Origin of the sequence: Ruegeria aquimaris, from assembly GCF_025751555.1 — a bacterium.
GTDB lineage: Bacteria > Pseudomonadota > Alphaproteobacteria > Rhodobacterales > Rhodobacteraceae > Ruegeria_B > Ruegeria_B aquimaris.
Genome location: NZ_JAOWLB010000002.1, coordinates 158,148 through 184,360 on the forward strand (window position 1 = coordinate 158,148; position 26,213 = coordinate 184,360).

Here is a 26,213-nt window from a genome sequence, read left to right on the forward strand (position 1 = left end):
GCGAGGACATGACAGATGAAATGGGACGAATTCGCCGATTGGGGCCGACGGGTCGCCGACTGGACGCAGGACTATCACCTGACCGTGGGCGAACGCCCGGTGCGCGCCCGAACCGAGCCGGGCGCGATCCTGAACGCTTTGCCCGAAACGCCGCCCGAAACGCCCGAAGCGATGGAAGATATCTTTCGCGATTTCGAGGATATCGTGATGCCGGGCATCACCCATTGGCAGCATCCGCGCTTTTTCGCCTATTTCAACTCGAACGCCTCGGCGCCCTCGGTGCTGGCCGAATTCCTGGCCTCGGCCATCGCGCCGCAATGCATGTTGTGGCAGACCTCGCCCGCCGCGACCGAGATGGAAACGCGGATGATGGACTGGCTGCGGCAAGCACTGGACCTGCCCGAACGCTTTGCCGGGGTGATCCAGGACAGCGCCTCGTCGGCGACGCTGGCGGCGGTGCTGACGCTTAGGGAAAAGGCGCTGGGTTGGCAGGGGAACCAGCAGGGCCTGTTCGGTCAGAAGCCATTGCGGGTCTATTGCTCGTCCGAGGTTCATACCTCGGTCGATCGCGCCATCTGGGTGGCCGGGATCGGGCAGGACAATCTGGTGCGAGTGCCGATCAAGGGCGACTGGCGTGGCATGGACCCCGACGCGCTGGAGGCCGCGATCAAGGCCGATCTGGCAGCGGGGCGGCACCCGGCAGGCCTGATCCTGTGTGTGGGCGGCACCGGCACCGGCGCCACCGATCCGGTGGATCGCTGTCTGGATGTGGCCGAGACATACGGCCTCTACACCCATGTGGACGCGGCCTGGGCCGGGTCTGCGATGATCTGTCCCGAGTTCCGCCATTACTGGCCCGGCATCGCGCGCGCCGACAGCATCGTCTTCAACCCGCATAAATGGCTGGGCGTTCAGTTCGATTGCTCGGCGCATTTCCTGAAGAACCCCGACGATCTGGTGCGCACTCTGGCAATCCAGCCTGAGTATCTCAAAACCCACGGGCGCGACGGCATCATCAATTACTCCGAATGGTCGGTACCGCTAGGCCGCCGGTTCCGTGCGCTGAAACTGTGGTTCCTGATGCGCAGTTACGGGATGGAGGGGCTGCGCCAGCGGTTGCGCAACCATATCGCCTGGTCGGGCGCATTGCATGACCGGCTTGCCGCCGAACCGGATTTCGAGATCATGACGCCGCCGATGTGGTCGCTCTGGACCTTTCGCTATCTGCGCAACGGGTCCGACCCGGACGAGTTGAACCAGCGGCTGGTCAACGCGATCAACGATGACGGTCGCATCTACCTGACCCAGACCCGCGTCGATGGCGCACTGGTGATCCGGTTTCAGGCCGGACAGTTCGAAACCACCGAAGACGATGTGATGATGGCCTTTGACGTGATCACCGAAATCGCTCGCACTCTGCCCTGAATGCTGGACGGGACCTGTGCGCTGACGCAGGCTGACCGCAAGACCTGACCAGAGGAGGCCCCAATGCCCGCTCCCAATAACCCGTTCAAACAGGCCCTCGCCGAGGGCAGGCGCCAGATCGGCTGCTGGATGAGCTTTGCCGAACCCAGCGTGGCCGAGATCATGGGCACCTGCGGCTTTGACTGGCTGGTGGTGGATGGCGAACATGCGCCCAATGACATTCGCTCGATCCGCGACCAGTTGACCGCGCTGGCCGCCAGCCCGTCGCATCCGGTCGTGCGGGTGCCGGTGGGCGCGGACTGGATCATCAAGCAGGTGCTGGACGCGGGCGCGCAAACGGTCCTGGTGCCCATCGTGGAAAGCGCCGATCAGGCCCGTCAGCTGGTGCGCGCCTGCCGCTATCCACCGACGGGCGTACGCGGTGTGGGCGCCACTGCGGCCCGCGCAACCATGTTCGGCAGCGTCAGCGATTACATCCAGACCGCCGATCAGGAGATCTGTCTGTTGGTGCAGGTCGAAAACCGCGCCGGCATTGCGGCGCTGGACGAGATCCTGACCATCGACGGGGTGGACGGTGTCTTTATCGGACCCGCCGACCTGTCCACCGATATGGGGTTTCAGGGCAACAGCGCGGCCCCCGAGGTGCGGGCAGTGATCGCCGATGCCGTCCAACGTATCCGGGCGGCAGGCAAGGCGCCGGGCATCCTGGGAACCACCGACGAGGCGACCCAAGCCTATCTGGATATGGGCGCCCAGTTCGTGGCTGTCGGGCTGGACGTGATGCTGCTGGCCAACACCGCGCGGCGGCTGTCGGCACAGTGGAAATCCGCCTGAGCGCACCACGCTTAGCCGACACCGCCGCAGGCCTCGGATACGGGTACGTATTTCCGCATAATTGACCGAAACCGCTCCTCACAACTAGCCTGTTGCCATTCTAAGCGCGACGCGCCGAAACCCTCGGCGCATATCGGGGAGGAGAAACATGAAACGCATTTTGTGCGCGGGTGCGGTGTCGGTATTGGCACTGGCATCCGCTGCGGCCGCCGACATCAAGATCGCCCATGTCTATGGCAAGACCGGCCCGTTCGAGGCCTATGCCAAACAGTCCCATGACGGGCTGATGCTGGGGCTGGAATATGCCACCGGCGGGTCGATGGAGATCAATGGCGAAAAGATCGTGGTGATCGAGAAAGACACCCAACTGAAGCCTGAAAACGGCAAGGCCCTGCTGGAAGAGGCCTATGGCGATGACGAGGTCGATCTGGCCGTGGGCCCGGTGAGTTCCGGCGTGGCGCTCGCGATGCTGCCGGTGGCCGAGGAATACGAAAAGGTGCTGATCGTCGAACCGGCGGTGGCGGATTCGATCACTGGGGCCAACTGGAACCGCTATATCTTCCGCACCGGGCGCAACAGCAGCCAGGACGCGGTGTCGAACGCCATCGCGCTGGCGGGTGAGAACGTGCGTATCGCCACGCTGGCACAGGACTATGCCTTTGGCCGTGACGGCATCGCCGCGTTCAAGGAAGCGCTGGAGGGTGCGGGTTCGGGCATCGTGCACGAGGAATACGTGCCGACCGATACCACCGACTTTACCGCTGCGGCCGAGCGTATTTTTAACGCGATGAAGGACCTGGATGGCGAAAAGCGCCTGTTCATCATCTGGGCCGGGGGCGGCAACCCGATGGGCAAGATCCAGGCGATGGATCCCAGCCGTTTCGGCATCGAGATCGCGACCGGCGGCAACATCCTGGCGGCAATGGCGGCCTACAAGGATTTCCCGGGCATGCAGGGGGCGACCTATTACTACTACGAGATCCCGCAGAACCCTGTGAACGACTGGCTGGTCAAGACCCATCAGGACCGTTTTGGCACCCCGCCCGACTTCTTCACCGCGGGCGGCATGGCGGCAGGTATCGCCGTGGTCGAGGCTATCAAGAAGGCAGGCTCCACCGATACCGAGGCGCTGATCTCGGCCATGGAGGGCATGGAATGGGAGACACCCAAGGGCAAGATGATGTTCCGCCCCGAGGATCACCAGGCGTTGCAATCCATGTATCACTTCAAGATCAAGGTCGACCCGAATGTCGAATGGGCGATCCCGGAACTGGTGCGCGAGTTGACGATCGACGATCTGCCGATCCCGATCCGCAACAAGTAATTCCCCGACCTGGCCGGTCCCGTGGCGCGTGACGCGCCGGGGCCGGTCTTTTTGCAAGCGGAAGACAAAGCCATGCCATCCCCCATCCTGGCGACCGAGGGGCTGACCGTGCGGTTTGGCGGCCATGTGGCCGTGGACACGGTTTCCTGCGCCTTTCACACCGGGGAACTCACCGCAATCGTGGGTCCGAACGGTGCCGGCAAGACCACCTATTTCAACCTGATCTCGGGCCAGATCCCGGCCAGTGCGGGCCGTGTCCTGCTGCGTGGGCGCGATATCTCGGGCCAGTCGGTGTCCCAACGTACCCGCGCCGGGATCGGGCGCGCGTTTCAGCTGACCAACCTGTTTCCCAATCTGAGCGTCTTGGAAAACGTGCGCCTGGTGGTTCAGTCGAAGGCAGGCCAGGGCATGAACCTGTGGTCGATGGCCAGCCGCCACGCGGAACTGACCGACGCTGCCGAGGCGATCCTGACCCGGGTGCGGCTGATCGACAACCGCGATCAGACCGTGTCCGAGCTGAGCCACGGCAACCAGCGCAAGCTGGAGGTTGCGCTGCTGATCGCGCTCGACCCCGCTGTCTATATGTTCGACGAACCCACTGCGGGCATGAGCGTGGACGAGGCACCCGTGGTGCTCGATCTGATTGCCGAGTTGAAAGAGCAGCGCGACCGGACCATCCTGCTGGTGGAACACAAGATGGACGTGATCCGTACGCTGGCCGACCGTATCATTGTGCTGCATAACGGCGCGCTGGCCGCCGATGGCGACCCGGCCACGGTAATGGCCTCGGACGTGGTGCAAGAGGCCTATATGGGCCGGGAGCTGGAAGATGTCTGATCCGATCCTGCGACTGGAGGGCGTCTATACCAACATCGCCCAGTATCACATCCTGCAAGGTGTTGACCTCGAGGTGCCGCGCGGCGCGGTGACCATGCTTCTGGGGCGCAACGGGGTGGGCAAGACCACCACGTTGCGCACGATCATCGGGCACTGGCGCGCGCATCAGGGCCGCGTCCTGCTGGACGGCCAGGATATCACCCGGATGCCAACCCCGGCGATTGCGCGGGCCGGTGTCGGGTTTGTGCCTGAGGATATGGGCATCTTTGCCAATCTCACGGTTGAAGAGAACATGGTGCTGGCCGCCGCCTCGGGCCCCATCGACGGTGCGCGGCTCGACTGGGTGTTCCAGGCCTTTCCGCCGCTCAAGACCTTCTGGAAATCTGAGGCCGGGAACCTGTCGGGCGGGCAGAAACAAATGCTGTCGATCGCGCGCGCGATGGTCGAGGAGCGCAGGCTCTATCTGATCGACGAACCCACCAAGGGCCTTGCGCCCGCGATCGTGTCGACCATGGCCCGCGCGCTGCGCGAGTTGAAGGCGCAGGGCGCCTCGATCCTGCTGGTGGAACAGAATTTCTCGGTCGCGCGGGCGCTGGGCGATACCGCTTGCGTGATGGATGACGGGCGCATCGTCTGGTCCGGCGAGATGCGCGAACTGGCCACCGATGCAAGTTTGCAGGAGCGGTTGATGGGTCTGAGCATGGAGGCCCATTGAGATGCGCGTGGAGAGGTTGGAATTGAGTATTTTTGACCAGAAAGAAGCAGGAGGCGTGTCATGAGCATGGCCCCGGAACACGCGCCCACGATGGCGCGGCTATCGCTGGCACAGCGGTTGGCGCCGTGGATGCCGGTGCTGCTGGTGCCGCTGCTGGTCGTGGCCGGTCTGCTGGCGATCCCGAATACCTCGTCCTGGCTGACGCTGACGGTGTCGGGGTTGGCGATGGGGATGATGATCTTTCTCATGGCCTCGGGCCTGACGCTGGTCTTTGGCCTGATGGATGTCATCAACTTCGGCCATGGCGCCTTTGTCTCGGTGGGCGCCTTTGTCGGTGTCTCGGTGCTGCTCATGCTGGGCGGCATGACCGGCGCGCCCTCGCTGGCGCTGAACCTTGCGGCCATGGGGCTGGCGGTGATCGGGGCCATGCTGGCCACCGGCGCCATGGGCTGGGCCTTTGAAAAGGTCATTGTCAAGCCGGTCTATGGTCATCACCTGAAACAGATCCTGGTGACCATGGGCGGGCTGATCGTGGTCGAGCAGCTGATCATCGTGCTCTGGGGACCCGAGGAGATCTATATCTCGCGCCCCGAAGCGCTGAAGGGCGCGATCACATTCGCGGGCGCCGCGCTGGAGAAATACCGGCTGGTAGCGGTGGGTCTGGGTCTTGTGGTCTTTGCCGCCATGCGCTGGACGCTGAGGCGCACCAAGATCGGGCTGATCGTGCGCGCGGGCGTCGAGAATGGCGAGATGGTGCAGGCGCTGGGCTATCGGCTGCGGCTGGTCTTTGTCGGTGTGTTCATCGCCGGTTCGGCGCTGGCCGGGCTGGGGGGCGTCATGTGGGGTCTCTATCAGGAGGTCGTGAGTGCCCATATGGGCAATCAGGCGATGATCCTGATCTTTATCGTCGTCATCATCGGCGGGCTGGGCAGCGTCGAGGGCTGTTTCATCGGCGCCCTGCTGGTGGGGCTGATGCAGAACTATGTCGCGTTTCTGGAACCCAAGGTGGCCCTGATTTCCAATATCGGCCTGATGGTCGCGATCTTGATGTGGCGCCCGATGGGCATGATCCCGGTGGTGAAGGCAAAATGATCAACGCTGTTCTTTCGGGCGACATGCCCCGCTCTCGGGTACTGGCCCTGATCCTGGGGCTGATCCTGATCTGTCTGGCGCTGGCGCCCTTCCTGTTTCCGGGCGTGCGCACCGTCGACACGGCGGCGCGGATCTGCGTGTTCATCGTGCTGGTGGCCAGTTATGATCTGCTTTTGGGCTATGGCGGTATCGTCAGTTTCGCCCATACCATGTTCTTTGGCATCGGCGCCTATGGGGTCGCACTGGCCCTGACCCATATGGGGCGCGGGTTCGACGCGATCATCGTCGGCGCGAGTTCGGGTGCGCTGCTCGCGGCGGTGCTGGCCTTTGTCATTGGCCTGTTCAGCCTGCGGGTAAGGGCGATCTTCTTTGCCATGATCACGCTGGCGGTGGCCTCGGCGGTGGCGGTTCTGGTCAGCCAGCTGTCGGGCCTGACCGGGGGCGAGGATGGGCTGACCTTTCAGACCCCCCGCGCACTGGGTCCGGCCTTCAAGTTCGGGGACGAGCTGTTCGGGGTGAAGTTGAACGGCAAGCTGTTGTCCTATTACGTGGTCTTCCTGGGCAGTCTGGTCCTGTTCCTGCTGATGCTGCGGGTGGTGAATTCACCCTTTGGCCGGGTGTTGCAGGCGATCCGCGAGAATGATTTCCGCGCCGAGGCGATCGGCTATCGGGTGGTCTATTACCGGGTTGCGGCGACCTGCCTTTCGGCGGCGGTTGCGGCGCTGGCGGGCAGTCTCTATGCGATCTGGCTGCGCTATGTGGGGCCGGATACCACGCTGAGCATGGAGATCATGATCGACATTCTGCTGATGGTGGTGATCGGTGGCATGGGCACCATGTATGGCGCGGTGATCGGGGCAACGCTGCTGGTGTTGGCGCAGAACTATCTGCAAAACCTGATGGGGGTTGCGGCGTCTCTGGTCGAAGGGGTGCCGGTGCTGCCGCAACTCTTGGATGCCGACCGCTGGCTCTTGTGGCTGGGCGTGCTCTTCATCCTCAGCGTCTATTTCTTTCCCACCGGCGTTGTGGGGCGGCTGCGGCGCGGTTAGGCGCGGCGGATGCGCTCGGCGGCGGCGGCGTAACCACCCGCCGCCCCGTCGATGAAATGCACATGGTCGTCGCGCATGGCCGAGGGCACGAAACAGGTCATCATCGCCTCGTCCTGGGCAAACAGACCATAGCGGATCTTGCCACGTTGGCGGGCATCCTCAAGGATCACCTCGATCCGCGCGCGGGTGTCGGCATCGCAGTCGAGAGTCATCTTCAGCCCGTCATCGAATTTTCGGAAATCGGCGTTGCGGCTGACCATGCGGGCATAGTGGCCGGGCTGAAAGTCACCCAGCCGCAGACCGGTACGGAACAACAGCCAGATCAGCAGGTTCTGGCCCAGGAGCTTCAGTTTGTGCAGGCCTAGATTGCGGCCCTCTCGCGACACATGCGCATCCAGCGACAGACCCGGGGGCGGCCAGGTCACAGCCGGACCGCCGGGCGGCACCGGATGGCCGCCTCGCTCCAACCCGTTGGCAGCGGTGACGACACGCCTCGCCAGATCGGCAAAGTCGCGCTCGGTCGCCCTGTCGGTGGGATGGACCACCAGCGACACAATCTGCCCGTTGCGGGCGCGCATGTTGGACCAGCGGCAGGACAGTCCGGTCAAATCCGGCTGCGCGCCCGGAGGACCTGGGTCAACGGTGAACTCCCCGGCCTTCATCCGCGCTTCAGCCCAGGCCAGCCCCCGGCCCGAGAACATGGCATAATCGACCCCTTGCGAGGCCGCATAGCGGGCCACCCGCACATCGCGTCGGGCCGCGCGGATGTCGGCCACCGGCACCAGCGCGGCGCGCAGGGCGATGCCAAACTCCTCTTCCGCCCAGCGGCGCAGCGCGGCCAGCACCGCGCGAACCTGAGCGGCCCTGTCACCGGGAACCGCGAAACCGGCGCCGTCACCGCCGAACACATAGGGAAATCGCAGGTCGCCCATGGCGTTGATCATGGCCGAAATCACCGCGGCGCCAACCATGTTCACGGTCTTGTAACGTCCGCGTGCGATCTCTCTGGTGCTGTCGACGATATCGGCGGTGCCCAGCACCCAGTCATCGGGAAGCGGCGTGAAACGTGATGGCTCCGACAGCTCGGGGAAATCCATCACCGGGCGCAACGAGGCGTAAAACGAATCCGAACCGTCAACCATGTGACCCCCACAGCACTCCCATTCTAAATAGCAGCCGCGCAGCGAAATCCAGTGCCTCACCACACCATCGGCGCGCTTGTGCGCAAGCCGGTAACATGTCAACCATCGAGCGCATGCCCGGGTAGGAGGAAAACACATGCAGGCCGGTCTGTTCATCCTGTGTCTGGCCTATGTGCTCAGCCAGTTCTTTCGCGCATTTCTGGCGGTGCTGACCGCCGATCTGGCCCGTGATATCGGTGCGCAACCCGACGATCTGGCCTTTGCCTCGGGCCTGTGGTTCCTGACCTTCGCTGCCATGCAGATTCCCGTGGGCTGGGCACTCGACCGGATCGGGCCGCGCCGGACGGCGGCGGCATTACTGCTGGTGGGTGGCGGTGGCGGTGCTGCACTGTTTGCGGCGGCCACGGCACCCCTGCATATCAGCGCCGCGATGGTCCTGATCGGGATCGGCTGTTCACCGGTGCTGATGGCCTCGTACTTCATCTTTGCCCGCGAATACCCGCCCGCGCGGTTCGCGACGCTTGCCGCACTCATGCTGGGCGTGGGGTCTGTGGGCAATCTTGTGGCCTCGTACCCCACGGCGCTGGCGGTAGAGCTGATGGGATGGCGCGCAACGCTCGCTGGGCTTGCCGCGATATCAGCGGCGGTGGCGGCGGGCATCTGGCTATCGGTGCGCGACCCCGAGATGGTGCAGCATGACAGCAAGGGGTCGCTGCTCGACCTGCTCAAACAGCCCTTATTGTGGACCATCCTGCCACTGATGCTGGTGGCCTACGCACCTGCCGCGGCGCTGCGCGGGCTGTGGGCGGGGCCCTATCTGCGTGATGTGTTTGGCCTCGACACCGGGCAGATCGGGCAAGCCACGCTGATCATGGGGGCGGCGATGATTGCCGGAACTTTTGCCTATGGGCCGCTTGACCGGATTCTGCGCACCCGCAAATGGGTGATCTTCGGCGGTAACCTGGGCGGAGTACTGGCCCTGGTCCTGCTGGTTCTATGGATCGACCTTGGCGTCTGGTCTTCGGTTGCGCTGTTAGCGGCGATCGGCTTTCTCGGCGCCTCGTTCCCGGTAATCATGGCGCATGGCCGCGCCTTTATCCCGGCCCATCTGGTGGGGCGTGGGGTGACGCTGCTCAACCTCTTTGGCATCGGCGGTGTCGGGCTGATGCAATTCGTCACCGGGCGCCTGCACGAGAGCTATGCCACTGTCGGCGCCGCCGCCCCCTATTCCGCGATCGTGACCTTTTTCGCGGTGTCTCTGGCGGCCGGTCTCGTGATCTATCTGTTCAGCCGCGACAGTCTGGCCTGACTGGGGCCTTTCCTCGCCGCCACTTTCCCTGTATGGAACCGCCGCCGGTCAAGGCGACCGGGTATATCTGGAGAAACAAGAAAATGGGTTATCGCGTCGTCGTCGCTGGCGCCACGGGCAATGTGGGCCGCGAAATGCTGAACATCCTGGCCGAGCGCCAGTTCCCCGTGGATGAAATTGCCGCGTTGGCAAGCCGTAAATCCCTGGGCACCGAAGTCAGCTTTGGCGACAAGACGATCAAGACCCAGGATCTGGATACCTTTGATTTCACCGGCTGGGACATGGCGCTGTTCGCCATCGGCTCGGACGCGACCAAGGTCTATGCGCCCAAGGCGGCCGCGGCCGGTTGCGTGGTGATCGACAACAGTTCGCTCTACCGCTACGACCCCGACATTCCGCTGATCGTGCCCGAGGTGAACCCGCATACCATCCACGGCTATGCCAAGAAAAACATCATCGCCAACCCCAACTGCTCGACCGCGCAGATGGTGGTGGCACTGAAGCCGCTGCATGACCGCGCCACGATCAAGCGCGTCGTCGTCTCGACCTATCAATCGGTGTCGGGCGCGGGCAAGGAAGGTATGGACGAGCTGTGGGAGCAGACCAAGGCGGTCTATAACCCGACCTCGGACGTGCCCCCGAAGAAGTTCCAGAAGGAAATCGCCTTCAACGTCATTCCCCATATCGACGTCTTCATGGAAGACGGCTCGACCAAAGAAGAGTGGAAGATGGTCGCCGAGACCAAGAAGATCGTCGACCCCTCGATCAAAGTCACCGCGACCTGTGTGCGGGTTCCGGTGTTCGTCGGCCATTCCGAGGCGGTGAATATCGAGTTCGAGGAATTCCTGGACGAGGACGAGGCCCGCGACATCCTGCGCGAAGCACCAGGCATCATGGTGATCGACAAACGCGAGCCCGGCGGCTACGTCACGCCCAAGGAATGCGTCGGCGATTTCGCAACGTTCATCAGCCGCATCCGGCAGGATTCCACCGTCGAAAACGGTCTGAACCTGTGGTGTGTGTCCGACAACCTGCGCAAGGGCGCGGCACTGAACGCGGTTCAGATCGCCGAGTTGCTGGGCCGTGAGGTCCTGAAGAAGGGCTGACAGCACCCTGGCACGACATGCGCCGCCCCCGTCCGGATGGATGGGGGCGGTTTTCTTTTGCCCGAAAGGTAGCGCAATCAATGATTGTGCGACTCCGAGAGGGAATCACTGAATCCCCTCCGGAAACCGTGTGTTTCCAGCCGAGCGAAAATCTGTCCGGAACAAGACAAACTTGGGCCGAGACGTGGACAAACTTTTGTTTTATTTGTGATTTTCCACTTTTTCGCCACAAAATTGCGCGATTCCCGACCGAATCTCAGCCAAACATCAAAGCATCAGGAAATTAACCCTTCGGCCCAAACGGCAGCGGCAGCCGGAATAGACCTCAAAAGAGGTACCGGTAAAGTTGTATCTACCGACGCGCCGCAGCCGAAGGCACGACAAGAGTAACAAGTCCGGTTCATGGCGACGAGAGGAAGTTTCCCAAGCCTGGGCCCCAAAAACAGAAACGCAAGGCGGTATCGCCTCTGACAAAAGAGGAAAACGAAAATGGCAACCATCATCACCTTCCGTCGCCCCGAAGCGCAAAACCTGGCCTGCGAAAGCCATGGTCGGTCGGACAATGTTCTGTCAATGGCCGACTGGCGGGCACAGGCCCATCCCCTGCGCACCGCGTCCGGCGTTTTCTTCGTCACCAACCCTTGGGGCACATCCGGCGACGCCGCCTGAGCCCAACCACAGAATTCAGCCATTCAGAACACCAGGAGCACCCAGATGAATATCTCTCTCGCACAGAAAGCCCGCCAGAACCGCATCGCCGCGCTGGAGTACCTGCGCCGCACCAAGCAAGGCGCCGAGGCAGAAGGTGAAGTCCTGAATTTCTTCGCCCACCGCGCACGGCAAAAGGCGAAACCGGTGTTCTTCTCGGTGCGCGGCCGGATGGACGACGAGCGGATCGCGGCCTGACACCCCACCCCTGCCGGAACACAGAAAAGGCGCCCTGCGGGGCGCCTTTCTTGCATCATGGTCCAGCCTATTGGGTATGCGGCCTGACAGATCAGCCGTTCTCGCGCAGGATATTGCCCGCCAGATAAAGCGAACCGCAGATCAGCACGCGCGCGGACGGGTCCCTGGACACGATCCCGGCCAGCGCGGCGGCCACGCCCGGCGCCGTAGAGGCGGTCAGCCCTAAGGCGTTCGCGGCAGCGGCTGTCTGATCAGCGGTCAGCGTGTTCGCCTCCCCCGGGATCGAAACGGCAGCAAGGCTCTCCGCCTGACCGGCGAGTGGCCGCAGATAGCCCGAGACATCCTTGGTGTTGAGCATGCCGCAGATCAGATGCGTTGGTCGTGCGGGCAGACGCGCCAGAAGGTCCGCCAGCGCCTCGCCCGCTGCCGGGTTGTGCCCCCCGTCAAGCCACAGCTCGACCTCGGGTGCCATTTCTGTCAGGGGACCGGTCTTCAGCCGCTGCATCCGGGCGGGCCAATAGGCGTTGGTCACAGCCGCCTCATACGCAGCCTCACCCAGGTTCAGATGCCGCAACGCCGCCAGCGCCGCGCCTGCGTTCTGGATCTGGTGCCCCCCAAGCAAGTTGGGCAGGGGCAGGTCACACAGGCCGGTTTCATCCTCGAACACCAGCCGCCCGTGTTCTTCCCGCACATGCCAGTGCTGACCATGGGCGATCAGAGGCGCGCCAAGACCGGCGGCGGTGGCTTCGATCACCTCCATCACCTCGTCGGGCTGGGGACCGACCACTACCGGAATGCCGCGCTTGATGATCCCGGCTTTTTCGCCTGCGATCTTGGCCAGCGTGTCGCCAAGATATTGTTCGTGATCCATCGAGATCGGGGTGATGATCGACAAGGCAGGCCGGGCGATCACGTTGGTGGCATCGAGCCTGCCTCCCAAGCCGACTTCGAGCAGGGTGTAATCGGCGCGCATCCGGGCAAAGGCCAGAAGCGCCGCGCAGGTGGTGATCTCGAAATAGGTGATCGTCTCGCCGCCATTTGCGGCATAACATTCGTCCAGAACCGCCACCAGATCGGGTTCGGAGATCAGCTCTCCCGCCACCCGGATACGTTCATGGAACCGCGCCAGGTGCGGCGAGGTATAGGCATGGGCCGACTTGCCCGCGCCCTCGATCCCGGCGCGGATCATTGCCTGGGTCGATCCCTTGCCATTGGTGCCCGCGATATGGATCACCGGCGGCAGGCGGTCCTGCGGATTATCCAGCGCGGCCAGCAGGCGCCAGACCCGGTCCAGCGTAAGGTCGATGATCTTGGGGTGGAGCGCCATCATCCGCTCAAGGATGACGTCAGAACCGGGTGTGGTCATGATTTGGCAGCGGCCTTGGACTCGGTGGGTTTGGGCGCGGCGGTTTTTTCTGCCGCGGGTTCGTCGGCCTTCACCGCCGGTGCGGGCAATTCCCCGCGCACGGCGGGCGGCAGTTTCATCAGCATCCGGGTGATGGTGATCAGTTCATCCCGCAGATCCGTACGCTTGACGACCCGGTCCAGCATGCCGTGATCCAGCAGGTATTCGGCGCGCTGGAACCCTTCGGGCAGGGTTTCCCGGATGGTCTGTTCGATTACGCGCGGCCCGGCAAAGCAGATCAGCGCATTGGGTTCAGCGATATGCACATCCCCCAGCATGGCATAGGATGCGGTCACACCACCGGTCGTGGGATGGGTCAGCACAACGATATAGGGCAGACCCGCCTCTTTCAGCATCTGAACGGCCACCGTGGAACGCGGCATCTGCATCAGACTCAGGATGCCCTCTTGCATGCGGGCGCCGCCAGCGGCCGAGAACAGGATCAGCGGGCGCTTTAGCTTCACCGCCTCTTGCGCGGCCGCGATGATGGCATTGCCCACATACATGCCCATCGACCCGCCCATGAAGGAAAAGTCCTGCGCGGCCGCCACGATCGGCGTGCGGCCAATCTCGCCGGTGGCGACCAACATGGCCTCTTTTTCGCCGGACCCCTTCTGGGCCGCCTTCATCCGATCAGGATACTTCTTCTGGTCGCGGAAATGCAGCGGGTCGGCCACCGGCTCTGGCACGTCCACCTCGACGAACACGCCGCCATCGAACAGCCCGGTGAACCGGGCGCGCGGCGAAATGTTCATGTGGTGACCACAATGCGTGCAGACGTTCAGGTTTTCCGCCAGTTCGCGGTGGAACAGCATCGTCCCGCAGTCATCGCATTTCTGCCAGAGGTTCTCGGGCACTTCGCGACGAGAGAAGATCGAGTTGATCCGCGGTCGGACGTAGTTCGTGATCCAGTTCATTTGGAAACCCTGTGAAGCTGCACTCGGGTCAGATAAGGCGATGCGCCCGGAAATGCAATCAGCGACGCAATGCAACCCGCGCGGCAAGCCATGCCACAAACATCACCGCGAAGTCGACCGCCAGCCAGGCACGCAGGTTTTCTGTATCGGCCATATCGTACGGCAGCAGATAGAGCGACAGCCCGCTGAGGCTGCCGGGCATGGCGACAATCAGCAATGCCACCATGTTGTTGAACAGGTGCATGGCGATGGCCGGGCCAAGCGTCCCCGCCCGGGCCGTGATATCGGCGGTGAGCATCCCGAAGACAAACGCCCAGAGCGCGATCAACAATGCGTTTTCGCCCGCCTCGGCAGGTAGGTAATGACCCAGGGCAAACAGCAAGGATGGCAGCGCCATCCAGGAGACACGGCTCTGGAACCGCGCCGCGACGGTTTGCTGAACATACCCTCGGAACAGGATTTCCTCGGCGCTGGTCTGGATGCCGATGGCGACAAGCGACAATGGAAGCAGCGGCAGCCAGAGCCCGAGCGACAGATTGTCCTCCAGCGGTTCGCCCATGTCATAGGGCGGCAGGATCAGCAGGACGACACCAAGGCCAACCAGAGTCCGGAAAACCCGCCAGAACTGCGAAACCGCAAGATGCGGTTGGCCCAGGATGCCCCAGAAGCGTCGCTTGTTGACAATCCGTGCGGCCAAGGCAACGCCCAGCGTAACAAACAGGAAACTGCTCAACAGCAGGAGCAGACCCGCTGGCGTCGTTCCCGCCAGAAAGCTCTCGGTCCATTCCGGCGAGGCAAACCTGGAAACCAGAGCCAGGACCGCTGTGTTGCAGGCCAGCACAAACACCGAGATCAGCACCAGCCCCAGAAACAGCCGCCATATCTCCGGCCTCAATCTGCCCGGTGTAACCAGCGCTTCATGCGCGGCATAAGGGTCTGGCTCAGGCATCGGCAGATTTGCCTCCTGCATCGGGGAACTTGGTGCTCATCCCCGGGTCGGTAAAATCAGTAATGTTGAGGCGCGCGGCACGCAGGATGTCGCCCGCCTCGACCAGGTGCCCGGAAACGGTCTGAAGAAGCTGTAGTGACACGCTGGCATCATGCTCGATCACCGCCCTGAACTCTTCGGCTCCGATCCGCAGGAACTTGCTGTCAGTTTCGGCAATCAGGTCCATCGGTCTTGGCTGTCGGGTGATGATCGACAGATCACCGATCAGCCGTCCCGGCTCAACCAGAGTGATCGGCCGCTCACCCGGGGCATCGTCCGGCCAGCGCAGCGCGGCGCGGCCTTCGAGGCAGAGATAGGCCGCATCCGCCGTCTGCCCGTGCGAAAAGATCACCTGTCCGGCCGGGACATCGTACCATTGCGCCGAAAACGCCAGCAGCCGCTGGTTACGGGTGTCGAGCCGCGCAAATAGCGGGGTCGCGGCGATGATCTTGAGCTTGCGATCCAGATCGACCCCCGCCATTTCACCCAGATTCAAATGCGCATCGGAAATGCCATCGATCCGGCCATGTCTTATCTCAACAAACAGATCATAGGCTTCGGGGTGAGCAAAACGGTCTTCCATAAAAAGGATAATCGCGTTCGGCAGCAGGTCGCGCAGCTTCTGGCGCGTGCGCAAACGGCTTTCCGAATCATGGCTGGCCAACACCTTATCCAGAATCAGAATGTCCGGCCGCTTGATCGCGGCACGGGAAAACGCCGCGCGTTCCTGAAACACCGTCGGCAGGTTTGCACCACCCAGACCCGCAGGCAGGTCATAGATGATGGCGGCCAGTTTCCGCCTCAGCCCGGCTTCGTTCATGATCTCGGCAACGGTGTCTTCGACCTCTTCGGCGCGCGCCCCCGCCATGATCGAAACGCGCCCGAACAACGCGTTTTCCAGCACTGTCAGGCGCGGGATGTAAGTGGACGGGTCAACCGCAACAAAGTCGCTGCCAACCAGCCCCCGCAACCGGTCCGCACGGGTGCGGCGTATGGCAAGGATCTTCTCCTTGTATTCCTCGGGGAACGCGGGACCTATCTGTTCGGCGGTGAGCAGGAAGGGAACCGTCATCAACAGCGCCCGGTCATCCGTGCTCAGCGCCTCTGCCCCGCGCGCCGAGTGCCTGTCCGCAATGTCGAGCAGGTGCAGATAGGTCTCGTCTTCGAGCCCGAGCTTACGGAACAGCGGGTGCTGGGTCCCGTCCCGGCCAAAGGTCTGCCGCAATGTCGCGACAACGCCCAGCGCCATCGCCATCGCCTCCTCCGCCAGGCCTTCCTCGTACAGCATCGTGATAAAGCGACCATCCGAGACCAGTTGATCCTGCGAAATCTTGCGGGCGGGAGCGGCATATAACAGGTTGCCGCCCAACGGCACCGCGGGGTTGAAACGCTCCGGATCGAACCGATGGACCAGATCGGCCAGGCCGCGCTCGGCCAACCGATGCGCAACGGTCTCGCGAAGCCCCACGATCTCGTCGGCCAGTGCGGCATGGGCGCGAACGTCAATCATCGACCGCAGGGTGCGGCGAAACATGAACTCGTCGGTACCCATTGCCTCGACCAGCTGAAACCACCAGTCCCGGACCTGATCGCCATCCTCCAGCCCGGCCAGAGCGGGGTCGATCCAGTCGGCGTCCAGTCCGTCGCCGCTGTTCCCGGCCTGAAGCGCCTCGATCTGCTTGGTCGTCGGTCGTGTCTTCGATGCATCACCTTGCTGCGGACGGACGCGCAGCGGCATCATCAGGTTGTCCCCCAGCGTTCCGTCGAACAGATAAGGCCGGGAATGCGCGTGCCCGATCCGTGCGGCAATGACGGATTGATGCAATTCGTTGATCGGGTATCCGGACACCAGCACCTGCCCCCGCGAGGGCACGACCTCGCGCGTCAGCAATTGCGCAAGAGCAGCACGTTCCGCCGGGCGATCGGACTGAACCGCAACCCGCGCACCGGGCGGAATGATCAGGTTGATATCCTCCAGGATCGTGTTGCCATCCTGATCCCGCACCGTGACATCGCGCAGCTCGATCGGCCCATCCAGCCGCGGAATGGTCTCCGGCTCGCCTTCAAACAGTTCGGCCGGGATCATGCCCAGCGGCGCAAACCGTTCCGTCACCACCTGCCAGCGCAGCGACATGTCCTGCACCTGGTTGTAGTAGTCGAGAAGCTCCTTCCACGGGCTGGACAGATCCTTGTAGGCCGCCAGCGCCGCCACTAGCGCCCCCACCGTGATCTGCCCCTTGATCGCCAGATAGCCACCCACCGAATAGAACAGGAACGGCGTCATCTGGGAGATCAGGTTGTTCAGGAACTTCATGAAGAATTTCTTCTGATAGATCCTGAAGCGGATATCGTAGAGCCGCCCGAGCCGATCGGTCACCTGCGCCAGCCGGTAGCGCCAGCCGCCGTTAGCGCGCAGGTCCGAGATTCCGGCGGCGGTTTCACCGATTTCGGAACTCAGCCGCCGGACTTCCTGAATGCGGGCCTTGTTCAGCAGGTTGATCTGGCGCTGAAGCTTGGGAATGATCCAGGCCTGCAACGGGATCAGCGCCACCGAGGCAAGCCCGAACCAGACGTTCTGTATGAACAGGAACGTCACGATGGTCAGCATCTGCCCCGCCTGGAAAACAGGTTGGGCGATGGCATCGCCCATCAGCCCGCCCATCGGCTCGGCCTCGGAGGTGATCATCGAGACCAGCTCCCCCTGACTGGTGGTCTGGTAGTAGCTGCGCGGGAACCGCATCATTCGACCGATCAGCATATACCGCAGCCGCCGGAGCATCCGTTCGCTCAACACCCCTTTCATGGTGTTGAGTTTCATCTTCATCAGCCCGCTGATCAGCACCATTGCCAAAAACGCCAGGCACAAGGCAAACAGGTACTGGATCTGGGTCAGTTCGACCCCCCAGACAGTGACGCGGTTCAACTCGGCGCCGATGGCGTCGTTGATGATCCGTTTGGGCAGTTCCAGCGAGGCATAGAGAAAGGGAAAGGAAAGCAGCGTCAGGGCCAGCAGGACCAGTTGCTGTTTCCTGGAGTGTTTCCAGATAAAGGAAAACAGACTGGGCTCCATGCCCCACCTTTCGTCACCGCACTGTAAACCCACGGTCCAGCGCCTGAAACGCGGCTATTCCCGGGATAAGGACGGTAAGCACTGCAAGCCGCAAATTCAAGCGCTCCGGCTGGTATGGGGACCTCGCAGCCCTACGCCATAAACCGGACGATACAGCGATTGTTTCCAACCGGATCAAAAAATGCAGCCAAACTTGGTTCTTGGGCTTAATTAGTTAACATCCTTTCGCTAAACAGAGAAAACACCAAGTCACCACTTTTGACGGGTCGGGAATGGGCAGGCTACTGGACAGATTGTTTCACTTGCGCGAGATGCGGCGCTGGCGTGCGGCCGCGCGCAATTCGCTGGCCGCGCCGCTGTCCGAGTTACGTCGCCAGCGCAATCGCGCCCGTGACCTTCGGTTGCATCTGGACCGCCTGATCAATGTAGCCGACGGCCGCCTTGCCCTGCCCCTGATCGGATCGTCCTACTTTCCAAAACCGCATGGAACCGACTGGTCCTGGCGGCCCGAACTCTGGCGCGGCCCGCTGCCGACGCCCGGCCTGTCCTCGGTCCCGACCCGGTCGATGCTTGGCAATGAGGTGACCTTGTTTCACGACTGCGAGTTCTCTGAACTGACGCTGCGACAGTTGCGCAACCTGCGCGAGGCGGATCTGGCGCCCTACGGGTTGCGGATGGATGTCTTCAAGTTTGACGGATCCTTCCTGTCGCTGGTGATCGACCTGCCCGAGGAGGCGGTGGACGGATTGACCCGCACCCATCTCTTGCGGATGGATACGATTATCGAAACAGAGAAACCGCTGGAGATTTTCGCCCGCCTCAACATCCGGCACGGGCCCAACACCGAACAGATCGTTCGGGAACTTCCGCTGCACGAACAGGATGTGATGGTTGAATTCGATCTGGCCTATTCACGGCTCAACGAGAAGCGGATCGAGAAGATCTGGCTGGACCTGATCTTTGAAGCACCCGAGATGAACCAGGTGGTGATCCGCGATCTGACCTTCTGTCGGCACCGCCGCGCAGCCTTGTGATGAACGGGGATATGACATGAGCGAGCTTACTCTCACCAAGATCCGGTTCCGCAATTCGGTATGGGAAGGGCGCATCACAGGCGCACCGACCACCGGCAAGCGGCCCCGGATCGAGGTCACGCATCTGGACCAGACAGTGGGCGGCGTGGAACTGGTCGAAGGCACCGATAGTTCCTTCTGGACCCTGACCGTTCCTGTTCCGGAATACGCCATCGCTGACGGCGTGCAGACATTCCTGATCCGGGACGTCGACGCAGATGCGAAGCTAGGCAGCTTCACCATCATCGCCGGAGAAAGCGTGCCTGACGATCTGCGCGCCGAGGTCGAACTGTTACGGGCGGAGCTGGATATGTTGAAACGCGCTTTTCGACGGCATTGCCTGGAGACCATGTAGCCCCGATAAACCGGCCCGGAAAAGCAGGAGCCGCGCCCGTCGGGCGCGGCTCCTGTCATGTTCACGCTGCACGGCTTACTTTGCCGGTGTGAAAGCCGACAGGCCCTTGAGGATGTCGATCGCATAGGCCAGTTGATAATCCTCCTGCCGCAGTTCGGCGGTGGCCTCGGCCTTGGCCCGATCTTCCTCGATCTGGCGGATTTCATCCTCGCTCAGGCTGTCATTGTTCAGACGGCCACGCAGATCGGCCTCGGACCGGGCGCGGGGCGAGGCCGCCTCTTCCTCGGCCTCGGGGCGGCGGCGCGGCTGTTCAACCACGATGTCCGGGCTGACGCCCAGCGCCTGGATCGAACGGCCCGACGGCGTGTAATAGCGTGCTGTGGTCAGACGCATGGCGCCATCGCCCCGCAGCGGCATCACCGTCTGTACCGATCCCTTGCCGAAACTCTTGGTCCCGACAACAATCGCCCGGCGATGATCCTGCAAGGCACCGGCCACGATCTCCGAGGCAGAAGCCGATCCGCCGTTGATCAGCACCACCACGGGCTTACCCTGCGCCAGATCCCCATCCGTCGCGTTGAAGCGCTCGCCATCTTCCGGGTTGCGGCCCCGGGTCGACACGATCTCTCCGCTGTTCAGGAAGGCGTCCGACACCTTGATCGCCTGGGTCAGCAGGCCGCCGGGATTGTTGCGAAGGTCCAGAACGATACCGTTGATCTTGTCGATACCGCCGGCCGCTTCGACCTGCTTTTTCAGGCCCTCTTCCAGGTTCGGATAGGTCTGGTCGTTGAACGTGGTCACCCGCAAAACGACCGAAGTCCCCTGGGTGCGGGCCCGTACGGCGGTCAGCTTGATGGTGTCGCGGATGATCGAAACGTCGAACGGCTCGTCCTCGCCCTCGCGCACCACGGTGATCACGATCTCGCTGCCCACCGGGCCGCGCATCAATTCCACCGCCTTGTCCAGCGTCAGGCCCAGCACGCTTTCACCATCCACATGGGTAATGAAATCGCCCGCCTCGATCCCCGCCTCATCGGCCGGAGTGCCATCAATCGGGGACACGACCTTGACGAAGCCCTCTTCCTGGGTGACCTCGATGCCAAGGCCCCCGAACTCACCCCGCGTCTGAACCCGCATCTGCGCCGCATCCTCGGGCGACAGGTACGAGGAGTGCGGATCGAGCGAGGTCAGCATCCCGTCAATCGCCGCTTCGATCAATTCGCCCGCGTCGACCTCTTCGACGTACTGGGCGCGGATGCGTTCGAATATGTCTCCAAACAGGTCCAGCTGTTCATAGACCTTGGAATTGCTCTTTGCCTCTTGCGCCACCAGCGGACCGGCCACCTGTGTCGTTGCAATGATACCCGCGAGGGTCCCGGCCAGACCGGCCACAACGAATCTTCTCATGCTCGTCTATCCATCCTTGTCGGTTTGGAACCACGTTTCGGGGTCCACCGGGCTGTCGCCCTCTCTGACCTCTATATAGAGCGTTTCTGACCGCTCTGTACCAGAGCCATCACCGCTTGTTGACAGAATCGCGCCGATTTCCTGGTTTGCGCCGCCCATCAATCCGACAGGTGAACCCGCCGGAATGACCTCACCCGCGTTTCCGTAGACCTCTTGCAGCCCCGACAAAACGATCAACAGGTCGGGTTGCGGCTCCAAGATCACCACATTGCCAAGATCCAAGAGCGGGCCACGGTACCGAATAGTGGACGCCGTCGGCGCAGAGACCAGCGCGCGGGGCCGCGTGGCAATCAATATGCCGCTGCGGGTGACGCCAGCGGCATCGGCCTGCCCGGCCTTGCGCAACAGGACACCCTGCACCGGCAGCGGCAATTCCCCCTTGAGCGCGCTGATATCGGCCGAGGTCTCGGCAATCTCTCCCTCGGCAATCTCGGCCAGACCGCTGGCGAACCCATCGAGCGTCTCGGTCGACGAGACCAGGATCGCGGTGCGCACCGGGTCTTCGGTAAAGCGGCGTGGCAGGTCGGTCCGGTCGGCAATCGCCTGGCTCAGATCGGCGCGCGCCTGCTGGATCCCGGCCAGACCCTCTTGCAGGGTTTCGGCGGCGCTCTGCTGCAACTCGCGCAGGGTGCGCACCTCTTCCAGATCGTGGGACAGTCGGTCGACCTGCGCTTTCAGCGCGGGGGTCACCTCGGCCACCATCATCGCCGAACGCGCCGCACCCAGGGGGCCGGAGGGATGCAACAGCAGGACGGGCGGCGGCGAGGTCTCGATGGTCTGCAAGACCCCAAGCAGTTGAGAAACCTCACTTTCTCTGGCCTTCAGTTGCGCCGCGATCTGACCCTCGCGGACGCTGGCGCGGCGCAATCCGTCGCGCATGGCAGCCAGCCCTGCCTCGAAGGCCTGCACTGTATCGGTCAGGGCGCGCACCCTGTCGCGGGCGCTTTCGGCCTCGGACAGGGCAATTGACGCATCCTCGAGCATCTGCGCCGCCGCGCGCGCTGCTTCGGCCGGGTCGGTCTCGGCAACCGCCGTTCCCGCCCACAGGCCAAGGCTGAACACAAAGGCGGCGCGCCGGATCATGACAGCAGGCTTTCGCCCGTCATTTCGGGCGGTTTCGGCAGGCCCATCAGCGCCAGAACCGTTGGGGCGAGGTCACTCAGGCGGCCGTCGCGCAACGTGGCCCCGGCCGGGCCGCCGACCAGCGCAACCGGAACCGGGTTCAGCGTGTGCGCGGTGTGCGGACCACCGGTGACCGGGTCGACCATCATCTCGCAATTGCCGTGATCGGCGGTGACGATCATGGCACCACCCGCCTGCTCCAACGCGGCGATGACGCGCGTAAGCCCTTGATCTACCGCCTCGCAGGCCTTGATCGCGGCTTTCAGATCGCCGGTATGGCCGACCATGTCGGGGTTGGCGTAATTGGTGACGATCAGGTCATAGCCCGCTCCGATCGCCTCGACGAACTTGTCGGTGACTTCGGGCGCGCTCATCTCGGGTTGCAGGTCATAGGTTGCCACCTTGGGTGATTTCGGCATGAACCGGTCTTCGCCTGGTTCGGGGTCCTCCTTGCCACCGTTCAGAAAGAAGGTGACATGGGGATACTTCTCGGTCTCGGCCAGCCGGAACTGGCGCCGCCCGTGTTTGGCCACCCATTCACCCAGCGTGTTGACGATATCGCGCTTGGGAAAGACCGTGGTCATATAGGCGTTGTGGCCCTCGGAGTATTCGACCATCCCAAGCAGCGCGGCCAGCGATGGCCGCTGCCCGGTGTCGAAATCGGCAAAGCCCGGCTCGCCGATGGCGCGCAGGATCTCGCGGGCGCGGTCGGCGCGGAAGTTCAGGCAAAAGAACCCATCCCCATCCTTAACGCCTTGATATCCCTTCAAAACCGTGGCCGAGATAAACTCGTCGCTTTCCGACTGATTATAGGCATGGTCGATGGCGGAATGGGCGGTCATGACCTGACGGCCCTGCCCTTTGATCATCGCGTCATAGGCTTCTTGCACCCGTTCCCAGCGGTTGTCGCGGTCCATCGCGAAATAGCGCCCGGTGACGGTGACGACGCGCGCACCCTCGGGCAGGCGGTCTGCAAGCTCAGCCATATAGCCATAGGCCGATTTCGGCGCCACGTCGCGCCCGTCGGTCACGGCATGCAGCGCCACCGGTACTCCGGCGCGGGTGATCGCCTGCGCGGCGGCGACGATATGGTTGATATGCCCATGCACCCCACCATCCGAGACCAGCCCCATCAGATGCGCCGTTCCGCCGGAAACTTTTGTTTTTGCAATGAAATCTTGAAGTGCCGCATTGTCGAAAAACGACCCGTCCTCGATCGCGAGGTCGATCTGGCCAAGGTCCATCGCCACCACCCGGCCGGCACCGATATTGGTGTGGCCGACCTCGGAGTTGCCCATCTGCCCGCTGGGCAAGCCAACGTCGGGGCCGTGGGTGATCAGTTTTGCATGGGGCCCCTTGCTCATGATCGCGTCAAAGGTCGGGGTATGCGCAAGGTGGGGCGCGTTGGCACGGGTGTCGTCGGAGAGGCCCCAGCCATCGAGAATGCACAGGACAACGGGTTTGGGGGCGGTCATTTCAGGTCTCCGGAAACTGCTCTGGGCGACTTCTACCCTGTGGCCGCGCGGGGGTGAACCTGCTTTTTTGTCCCGCACATTTTTGGATATTGACCGTTTTGTACAGCATTCCGGGACCCGATTGACCGTTTTGTACAGGTTTTCCAGCAGGTTTTTCCGGCGCGAAAGCGACCGGACGGTCGCGGCCCCGGCGCAGGTTTCCGACCGCCAACGGTCGTGTTCCGGCAAGCCGCCGCTTGCAATCGCGGGTCAAGTGGCGGCAAGTGGCGGCTGCCGTCAGTCAGGGTCGCCGATGGCATTCAGGGAAGGTTCGGATGAAGTTCATTCACATTACAGACACCCATCTTGTCGGCGACGGTCAGCCGTTGAATGGCGGGGTGCCGTCGGCGCGGCTGGATGCCTGTCTGGATGACATCGCGCGCTGGCATGGCGACGCCGCGTTCTGCGTGATCTCGGGGGATCTGGCCGAGTTTGCCGAGGCCGAGGCCTACCGGGTGTTCAAGGCTCGGCTCGACCGTTTCGCCCTGCCCTGTTTCCTGATGATCGGCAACCACGACGACCGCGACGTGTTCCTGTCGGTGTTTCCAGACCATCCGAAAGACGAGCACGGGTTCATCCAGCACCGGTTCGAGACCGGCGAAGGCGTTTTCCTGTTCCTCGACACCACCCGCGACGGGCGCGACAATCACGACGGGCAGTTGTGCCCGGCGCGGCTGAGTTGGCTTCGCACGCGGCTGGAGGAGGCCGGGGACAGACCCACTTACCTGTTCCTGCATCACCCGCCCTTTGGCATCGGCATTTCTTATGTCGATGATATCCGCCTGGCCGACGCGGATGCCTTTGCCGAGGTACTGGGGCATGGGCGCAATATCCGGCACGTGTTCTACGGGCATGTGCATCGCATGACCTATGTGAACTGGCGCGGCATCCCGTTCACCAGCCTGCCCAGCCTGAACCACCAGGTGCCGCTGATCCCGGCCAGCGTGGCGGGCGAGTTCTGCGACGAGCCGCCCGCCTATGGTATCGTGCAGATCGCGGACGATCAGATGACGGTGCATTTCAACACTTTCCTTCAGCGCAACCCGCTGCACCAGACCTGAGGCATGGAGGCGTACTGGATCGCCCTGGTTCTGGTCTCGGCCGCGACCCACCCGTTGCGCGACCTGACGCTCAAGGGCGCGGCGCATCCGGTGTCGTGCTATGTCGGGGTGTCGGTGATCTGGGTGCTTCTTGCAGCGGGCCATGCGGCGGTCACCGGGACCGCGCTGAGCCTGCCGCGGGAGACCTGGCCGTTTGTGATCGTCTCGGCGCTGGGGCTGGCCTTGTATTACTACGGCACATTGTCGGCGCTGCGGCGGGGCAATCTGTCGGTCTATTACCCGATCGTCCGGTCCTCGCCGGTGGCCATCGCCGCGTTCAGCTGGCTGGTGCTGGAGCGGGACTATGCCCCGCTGGCGCTGCTGGGGATCGCGCTGGTGCTGCTGGGCAGCCTGATGATCCAGAAATCGCCGGGCGGGCTGTTGCAGGATCGCCGGGCCTTTGGCCTGGCGGTGTTGGCGATACTGGGGTCGGCCGCCTATTCGCTGAGCGATGCGGCGGCCATGCAGCAGGTTTCGCCTGCGCCCTTTCTATTCTTTACCTATATCCTGGTGGTGCTGATGCTGTCGGGCATCCGCGCCTGGGAGGATCGCGCAACCGAGGCGCCGTTTCTGGGCGTGGTGCGCGGCTGGGCGATGGCGCCCGGGCGGATCGTCTTTGCCGGGGTCGCGTCTTATCTGTCGTATCTGCTGATCCTCAGCGCCTTTGGACTGGGGGCCGAGGCCGCCACGGTCAGCGCGGTGCGGCAGGCGTCGATCCCGGTTTCTGTGATCCTGGCGGCGGTGGTGCTGAAGGAGCCGCGGTTTCTGCACCGGATCGGCTGGGCCAGCCTGATCGGTCTGGGGGTTTTGTCGATCTCGCTGTCCTGAGGCGCGGGGGCCCCGGCCTGACAGGGCAGGATCGCGGGGCAAAGCCCCGCCCCCCTTACCGCTCGGTTCGATAGCGGCTGTGGCAGGCCAGGCAGGCCGACATCATCGCCGGCAGGCTGCGACGCAACGCGGGCAGGCTGCTGGTGCGCAGGCCCCGGGCCGCCTCCTGCGCGGTCTCGGCGCTGCGCAGGAAGGCGGGCCAGTTCTCCCATATCTCGGGGCGGGCGCGGGTATGTCTGTCGGAATAGGGCTGTTCGAACCGGTCGGGCAGATCCGCGAGCGCCTCCTGGAGCCGCGCCCGGGCGGCGCGGGCGGCGGCGCGGTCAAAATTGCGGCGCAGCGCGCTCATCTCAGCCAGGACCGCCAGCGCCGCCTTGGCCGATTTCATCGTGGCCTGGCGGGCCAGGACCGCCTCGTCCCGGACCACGGGTTCATCGGCGCGGACGCCGGACAGAAGCCAGACGGCCAGCAGCGCGCAAAGCGCCAATCCGGTCGGGTGGCGCCTCATCCCGAGGGTTCCGGCGCTTGCGGGCCGTCGATGGGCCGGGATAGGGTCCGCCGCATGTTCACAGTCCTGGTTCTTTTGCCATGGGTCAGGCAACAGTCCACCATGCGGGTTATCACGGCGTTAAGCG

Annotated in this window: 24 protein-coding genes; 15 read left to right on the plus strand and 9 right to left on the minus strand. The window is 63.3% G+C overall.

All coding sequences use genetic code 11. The features are described from left to right. The first annotated feature begins 15 nt into the window (after positions 1-15). The 7 genes from OE747_RS03625 (at position 16) to OE747_RS03655 (ending at position 7,276) form a co-directional block, all read left to right on the plus strand. Positions 16-1,425 carry a pyridoxal phosphate-dependent decarboxylase family protein gene (locus OE747_RS03625; RefSeq protein ID WP_263827241.1) on the plus strand — a complete coding sequence of 470 codons (1,410 nt, stop codon included), beginning with the start codon at positions 16-18 and terminating at the stop codon, positions 1,423-1,425. Positions 1,426-1,488: 63 nt separating this feature from the next. Next, positions 1,489-2,259: an HpcH/HpaI aldolase/citrate lyase family protein gene (locus OE747_RS03630; protein ID WP_263827242.1), complete on the plus strand. Its 771-nt coding sequence runs from the start codon at positions 1,489-1,491 to the stop codon at positions 2,257-2,259. Between the two features lie 148 nt (positions 2,260-2,407). Next, entirely contained in the window at positions 2,408-3,583 is a 1,176-nt protein-coding gene (locus OE747_RS03635) for a substrate-binding domain-containing protein (protein WP_263827243.1), read from the plus strand. 72 nt (positions 3,584-3,655) lie between these two features. Then, positions 3,656-4,420: an ABC transporter ATP-binding protein gene (locus tag OE747_RS03640; RefSeq protein WP_263827244.1), complete on the plus strand. Its 765-nt coding sequence runs from the start codon at positions 3,656-3,658 to the stop codon at positions 4,418-4,420. Then, positions 4,413-5,135, plus strand: coding sequence for an ABC transporter ATP-binding protein (locus OE747_RS03645; RefSeq protein ID WP_263827245.1), 723 nt, complete (start codon positions 4,413-4,415; stop codon positions 5,133-5,135). The genes OE747_RS03640 and OE747_RS03645 overlap by 8 nt, the downstream gene beginning before the upstream one ends. 60 nt (positions 5,136-5,195) lie before the next feature. Continuing rightward, positions 5,196-6,227: a branched-chain amino acid ABC transporter permease gene (locus tag OE747_RS03650; protein ID WP_263827246.1), complete on the plus strand. Its 1,032-nt coding sequence runs from the start codon at positions 5,196-5,198 to the stop codon at positions 6,225-6,227. Beyond that, on the plus strand, positions 6,224-7,276 hold the full coding sequence (locus OE747_RS03655) for a branched-chain amino acid ABC transporter permease (RefSeq protein WP_263827247.1): 1,053 nt from the start codon (positions 6,224-6,226) through the stop codon (positions 7,274-7,276). Before OE747_RS03650 ends, OE747_RS03655 begins: the two co-directional genes overlap by 4 nt. Here the strand turns inward: OE747_RS03655 and OE747_RS03660 are convergent. Beyond that, positions 7,273-8,418, minus strand: coding sequence for a DUF3095 domain-containing protein (locus OE747_RS03660; RefSeq protein ID WP_263827248.1), 1,146 nt, complete (start codon positions 8,416-8,418; stop codon positions 7,273-7,275). The two genes, OE747_RS03655 and OE747_RS03660, sit on opposite strands and share 4 nt — an antisense overlap. A gap of 136 nt (positions 8,419-8,554) precedes the next feature. Here OE747_RS03660 and OE747_RS03665 point away from each other — a divergent pair, with 136 nt between their 5' ends. The 4 genes from OE747_RS03665 (at position 8,555) to OE747_RS03680 (ending at position 11,739) form a co-directional block, all read left to right on the plus strand. Beyond that, entirely contained in the window at positions 8,555-9,727 is a 1,173-nt protein-coding gene (locus tag OE747_RS03665; protein ID WP_263827249.1) for an MFS transporter, read from the plus strand. Between the two features lie 83 nt (positions 9,728-9,810). Next, entirely contained in the window at positions 9,811-10,833 is a 1,023-nt protein-coding gene (locus tag OE747_RS03670; RefSeq protein ID WP_263386676.1) for an aspartate-semialdehyde dehydrogenase, read from the plus strand. A gap of 489 nt (positions 10,834-11,322) precedes the next feature. Beyond that, positions 11,323-11,502, plus strand: coding sequence for a hypothetical protein (locus OE747_RS03675; protein ID WP_263827250.1), 180 nt, complete (start codon positions 11,323-11,325; stop codon positions 11,500-11,502). Between the two features lie 45 nt (positions 11,503-11,547). Further along, the gene (locus OE747_RS03680; protein ID WP_263827251.1) at positions 11,548-11,739 is read left to right on the plus strand and encodes a hypothetical protein; all 192 of its coding nucleotides are present in this window, start codon (positions 11,548-11,550) and stop codon (positions 11,737-11,739) included. Positions 11,740-11,830: 91 nt separating this feature from the next. Here the strand turns inward: OE747_RS03680 and OE747_RS03685 are convergent, their stop codons facing one another. Genes OE747_RS03685 through OE747_RS03700 form a run of 4 tightly spaced genes read right to left on the minus strand, consistent with a single transcriptional unit; the run spans position 11,831 to position 18,119 of the window. Next, positions 11,831-13,105, minus strand: coding sequence for a bifunctional folylpolyglutamate synthase/dihydrofolate synthase (locus OE747_RS03685; protein ID WP_263827252.1), 1,275 nt, complete (start codon positions 13,103-13,105; stop codon positions 11,831-11,833). Next, positions 13,102-14,061 (minus strand): acetyl-CoA carboxylase, carboxyltransferase subunit beta, encoded by a 960-nt coding sequence (gene accD, locus OE747_RS03690; protein WP_263827253.1) that lies wholly within the window; start codon positions 14,059-14,061, stop codon positions 13,102-13,104. The genes OE747_RS03685 and accD overlap by 4 nt, the downstream gene beginning before the upstream one ends. A gap of 58 nt (positions 14,062-14,119) precedes the next feature. Continuing rightward, complete coding sequence (locus OE747_RS03695) at positions 14,120-15,010, minus strand: CPBP family intramembrane glutamic endopeptidase (RefSeq protein ID WP_263827254.1); 891 nt, start codon at positions 15,008-15,010, stop codon at positions 14,120-14,122. Then, on the minus strand, positions 15,003-18,119 hold the full coding sequence (locus OE747_RS03700; RefSeq protein WP_263827255.1) for an ABC transporter transmembrane domain-containing protein: 3,117 nt from the start codon (positions 18,117-18,119) through the stop codon (positions 15,003-15,005). Before OE747_RS03700 ends, OE747_RS03695 begins: the two co-directional genes overlap by 8 nt. A gap of 272 nt (positions 18,120-18,391) precedes the next feature. Here OE747_RS03700 and OE747_RS03705 point away from each other — a divergent pair, with 272 nt between their 5' ends. Then, positions 18,392-19,153 (plus strand): DUF6478 family protein, encoded by a 762-nt coding sequence (locus OE747_RS03705; protein WP_263827256.1) that lies wholly within the window; start codon positions 18,392-18,394, stop codon positions 19,151-19,153. Positions 19,154-19,169: 16 nt separating this feature from the next. Continuing rightward, positions 19,170-19,547, plus strand: a complete 378-nt coding sequence (locus tag OE747_RS03710; RefSeq protein WP_263827257.1) for a hypothetical protein — start codon at positions 19,170-19,172, stop codon at positions 19,545-19,547. A gap of 75 nt (positions 19,548-19,622) precedes the next feature. On the opposite strand, the gene OE747_RS03715 is transcribed toward OE747_RS03710, so the two are convergent. Genes OE747_RS03715 through gpmI form a run of 3 tightly spaced genes read right to left on the minus strand, consistent with a single transcriptional unit; the run spans position 19,623 to position 23,611 of the window. Continuing rightward, positions 19,623-20,954, minus strand: a complete 1,332-nt coding sequence (locus tag OE747_RS03715) for a S41 family peptidase (RefSeq protein WP_263827258.1) — start codon at positions 20,952-20,954, stop codon at positions 19,623-19,625. Positions 20,955-20,960: 6 nt separating this feature from the next. Next, positions 20,961-22,097: a murein hydrolase activator EnvC family protein gene (locus OE747_RS03720; protein WP_263827259.1), complete on the minus strand. Its 1,137-nt coding sequence runs from the start codon at positions 22,095-22,097 to the stop codon at positions 20,961-20,963. Beyond that, entirely contained in the window at positions 22,094-23,611 is a 1,518-nt protein-coding gene (gene gpmI, locus OE747_RS03725) for a 2,3-bisphosphoglycerate-independent phosphoglycerate mutase (protein ID WP_263827260.1), read from the minus strand. The genes OE747_RS03720 and gpmI overlap by 4 nt, the downstream gene beginning before the upstream one ends. A gap of 314 nt (positions 23,612-23,925) precedes the next feature. Here gpmI and OE747_RS03730 point away from each other — a divergent pair, with 314 nt between their 5' ends. Together OE747_RS03730 and OE747_RS03735 are read left to right on the plus strand one after the other, a co-directional pair. Next, positions 23,926-24,711 carry a phosphodiesterase gene (locus OE747_RS03730; protein WP_263827261.1) on the plus strand — a complete coding sequence of 262 codons (786 nt, stop codon included), beginning with the start codon at positions 23,926-23,928 and terminating at the stop codon, positions 24,709-24,711. Positions 24,712-24,714: 3 nt separating this feature from the next. Next, the gene (locus OE747_RS03735; protein ID WP_263827262.1) at positions 24,715-25,578 is read left to right on the plus strand and encodes a DMT family transporter; all 864 of its coding nucleotides are present in this window, start codon (positions 24,715-24,717) and stop codon (positions 25,576-25,578) included. A gap of 55 nt (positions 25,579-25,633) precedes the next feature. Here OE747_RS03735 and OE747_RS03740 read toward each other — a convergent pair whose 3' ends face one another. Then, positions 25,634-26,086, minus strand: a complete 453-nt coding sequence (locus OE747_RS03740; protein WP_263827263.1) for a c-type cytochrome — start codon at positions 26,084-26,086, stop codon at positions 25,634-25,636. Positions 26,087-26,213 lie beyond the last annotated feature (127 nt).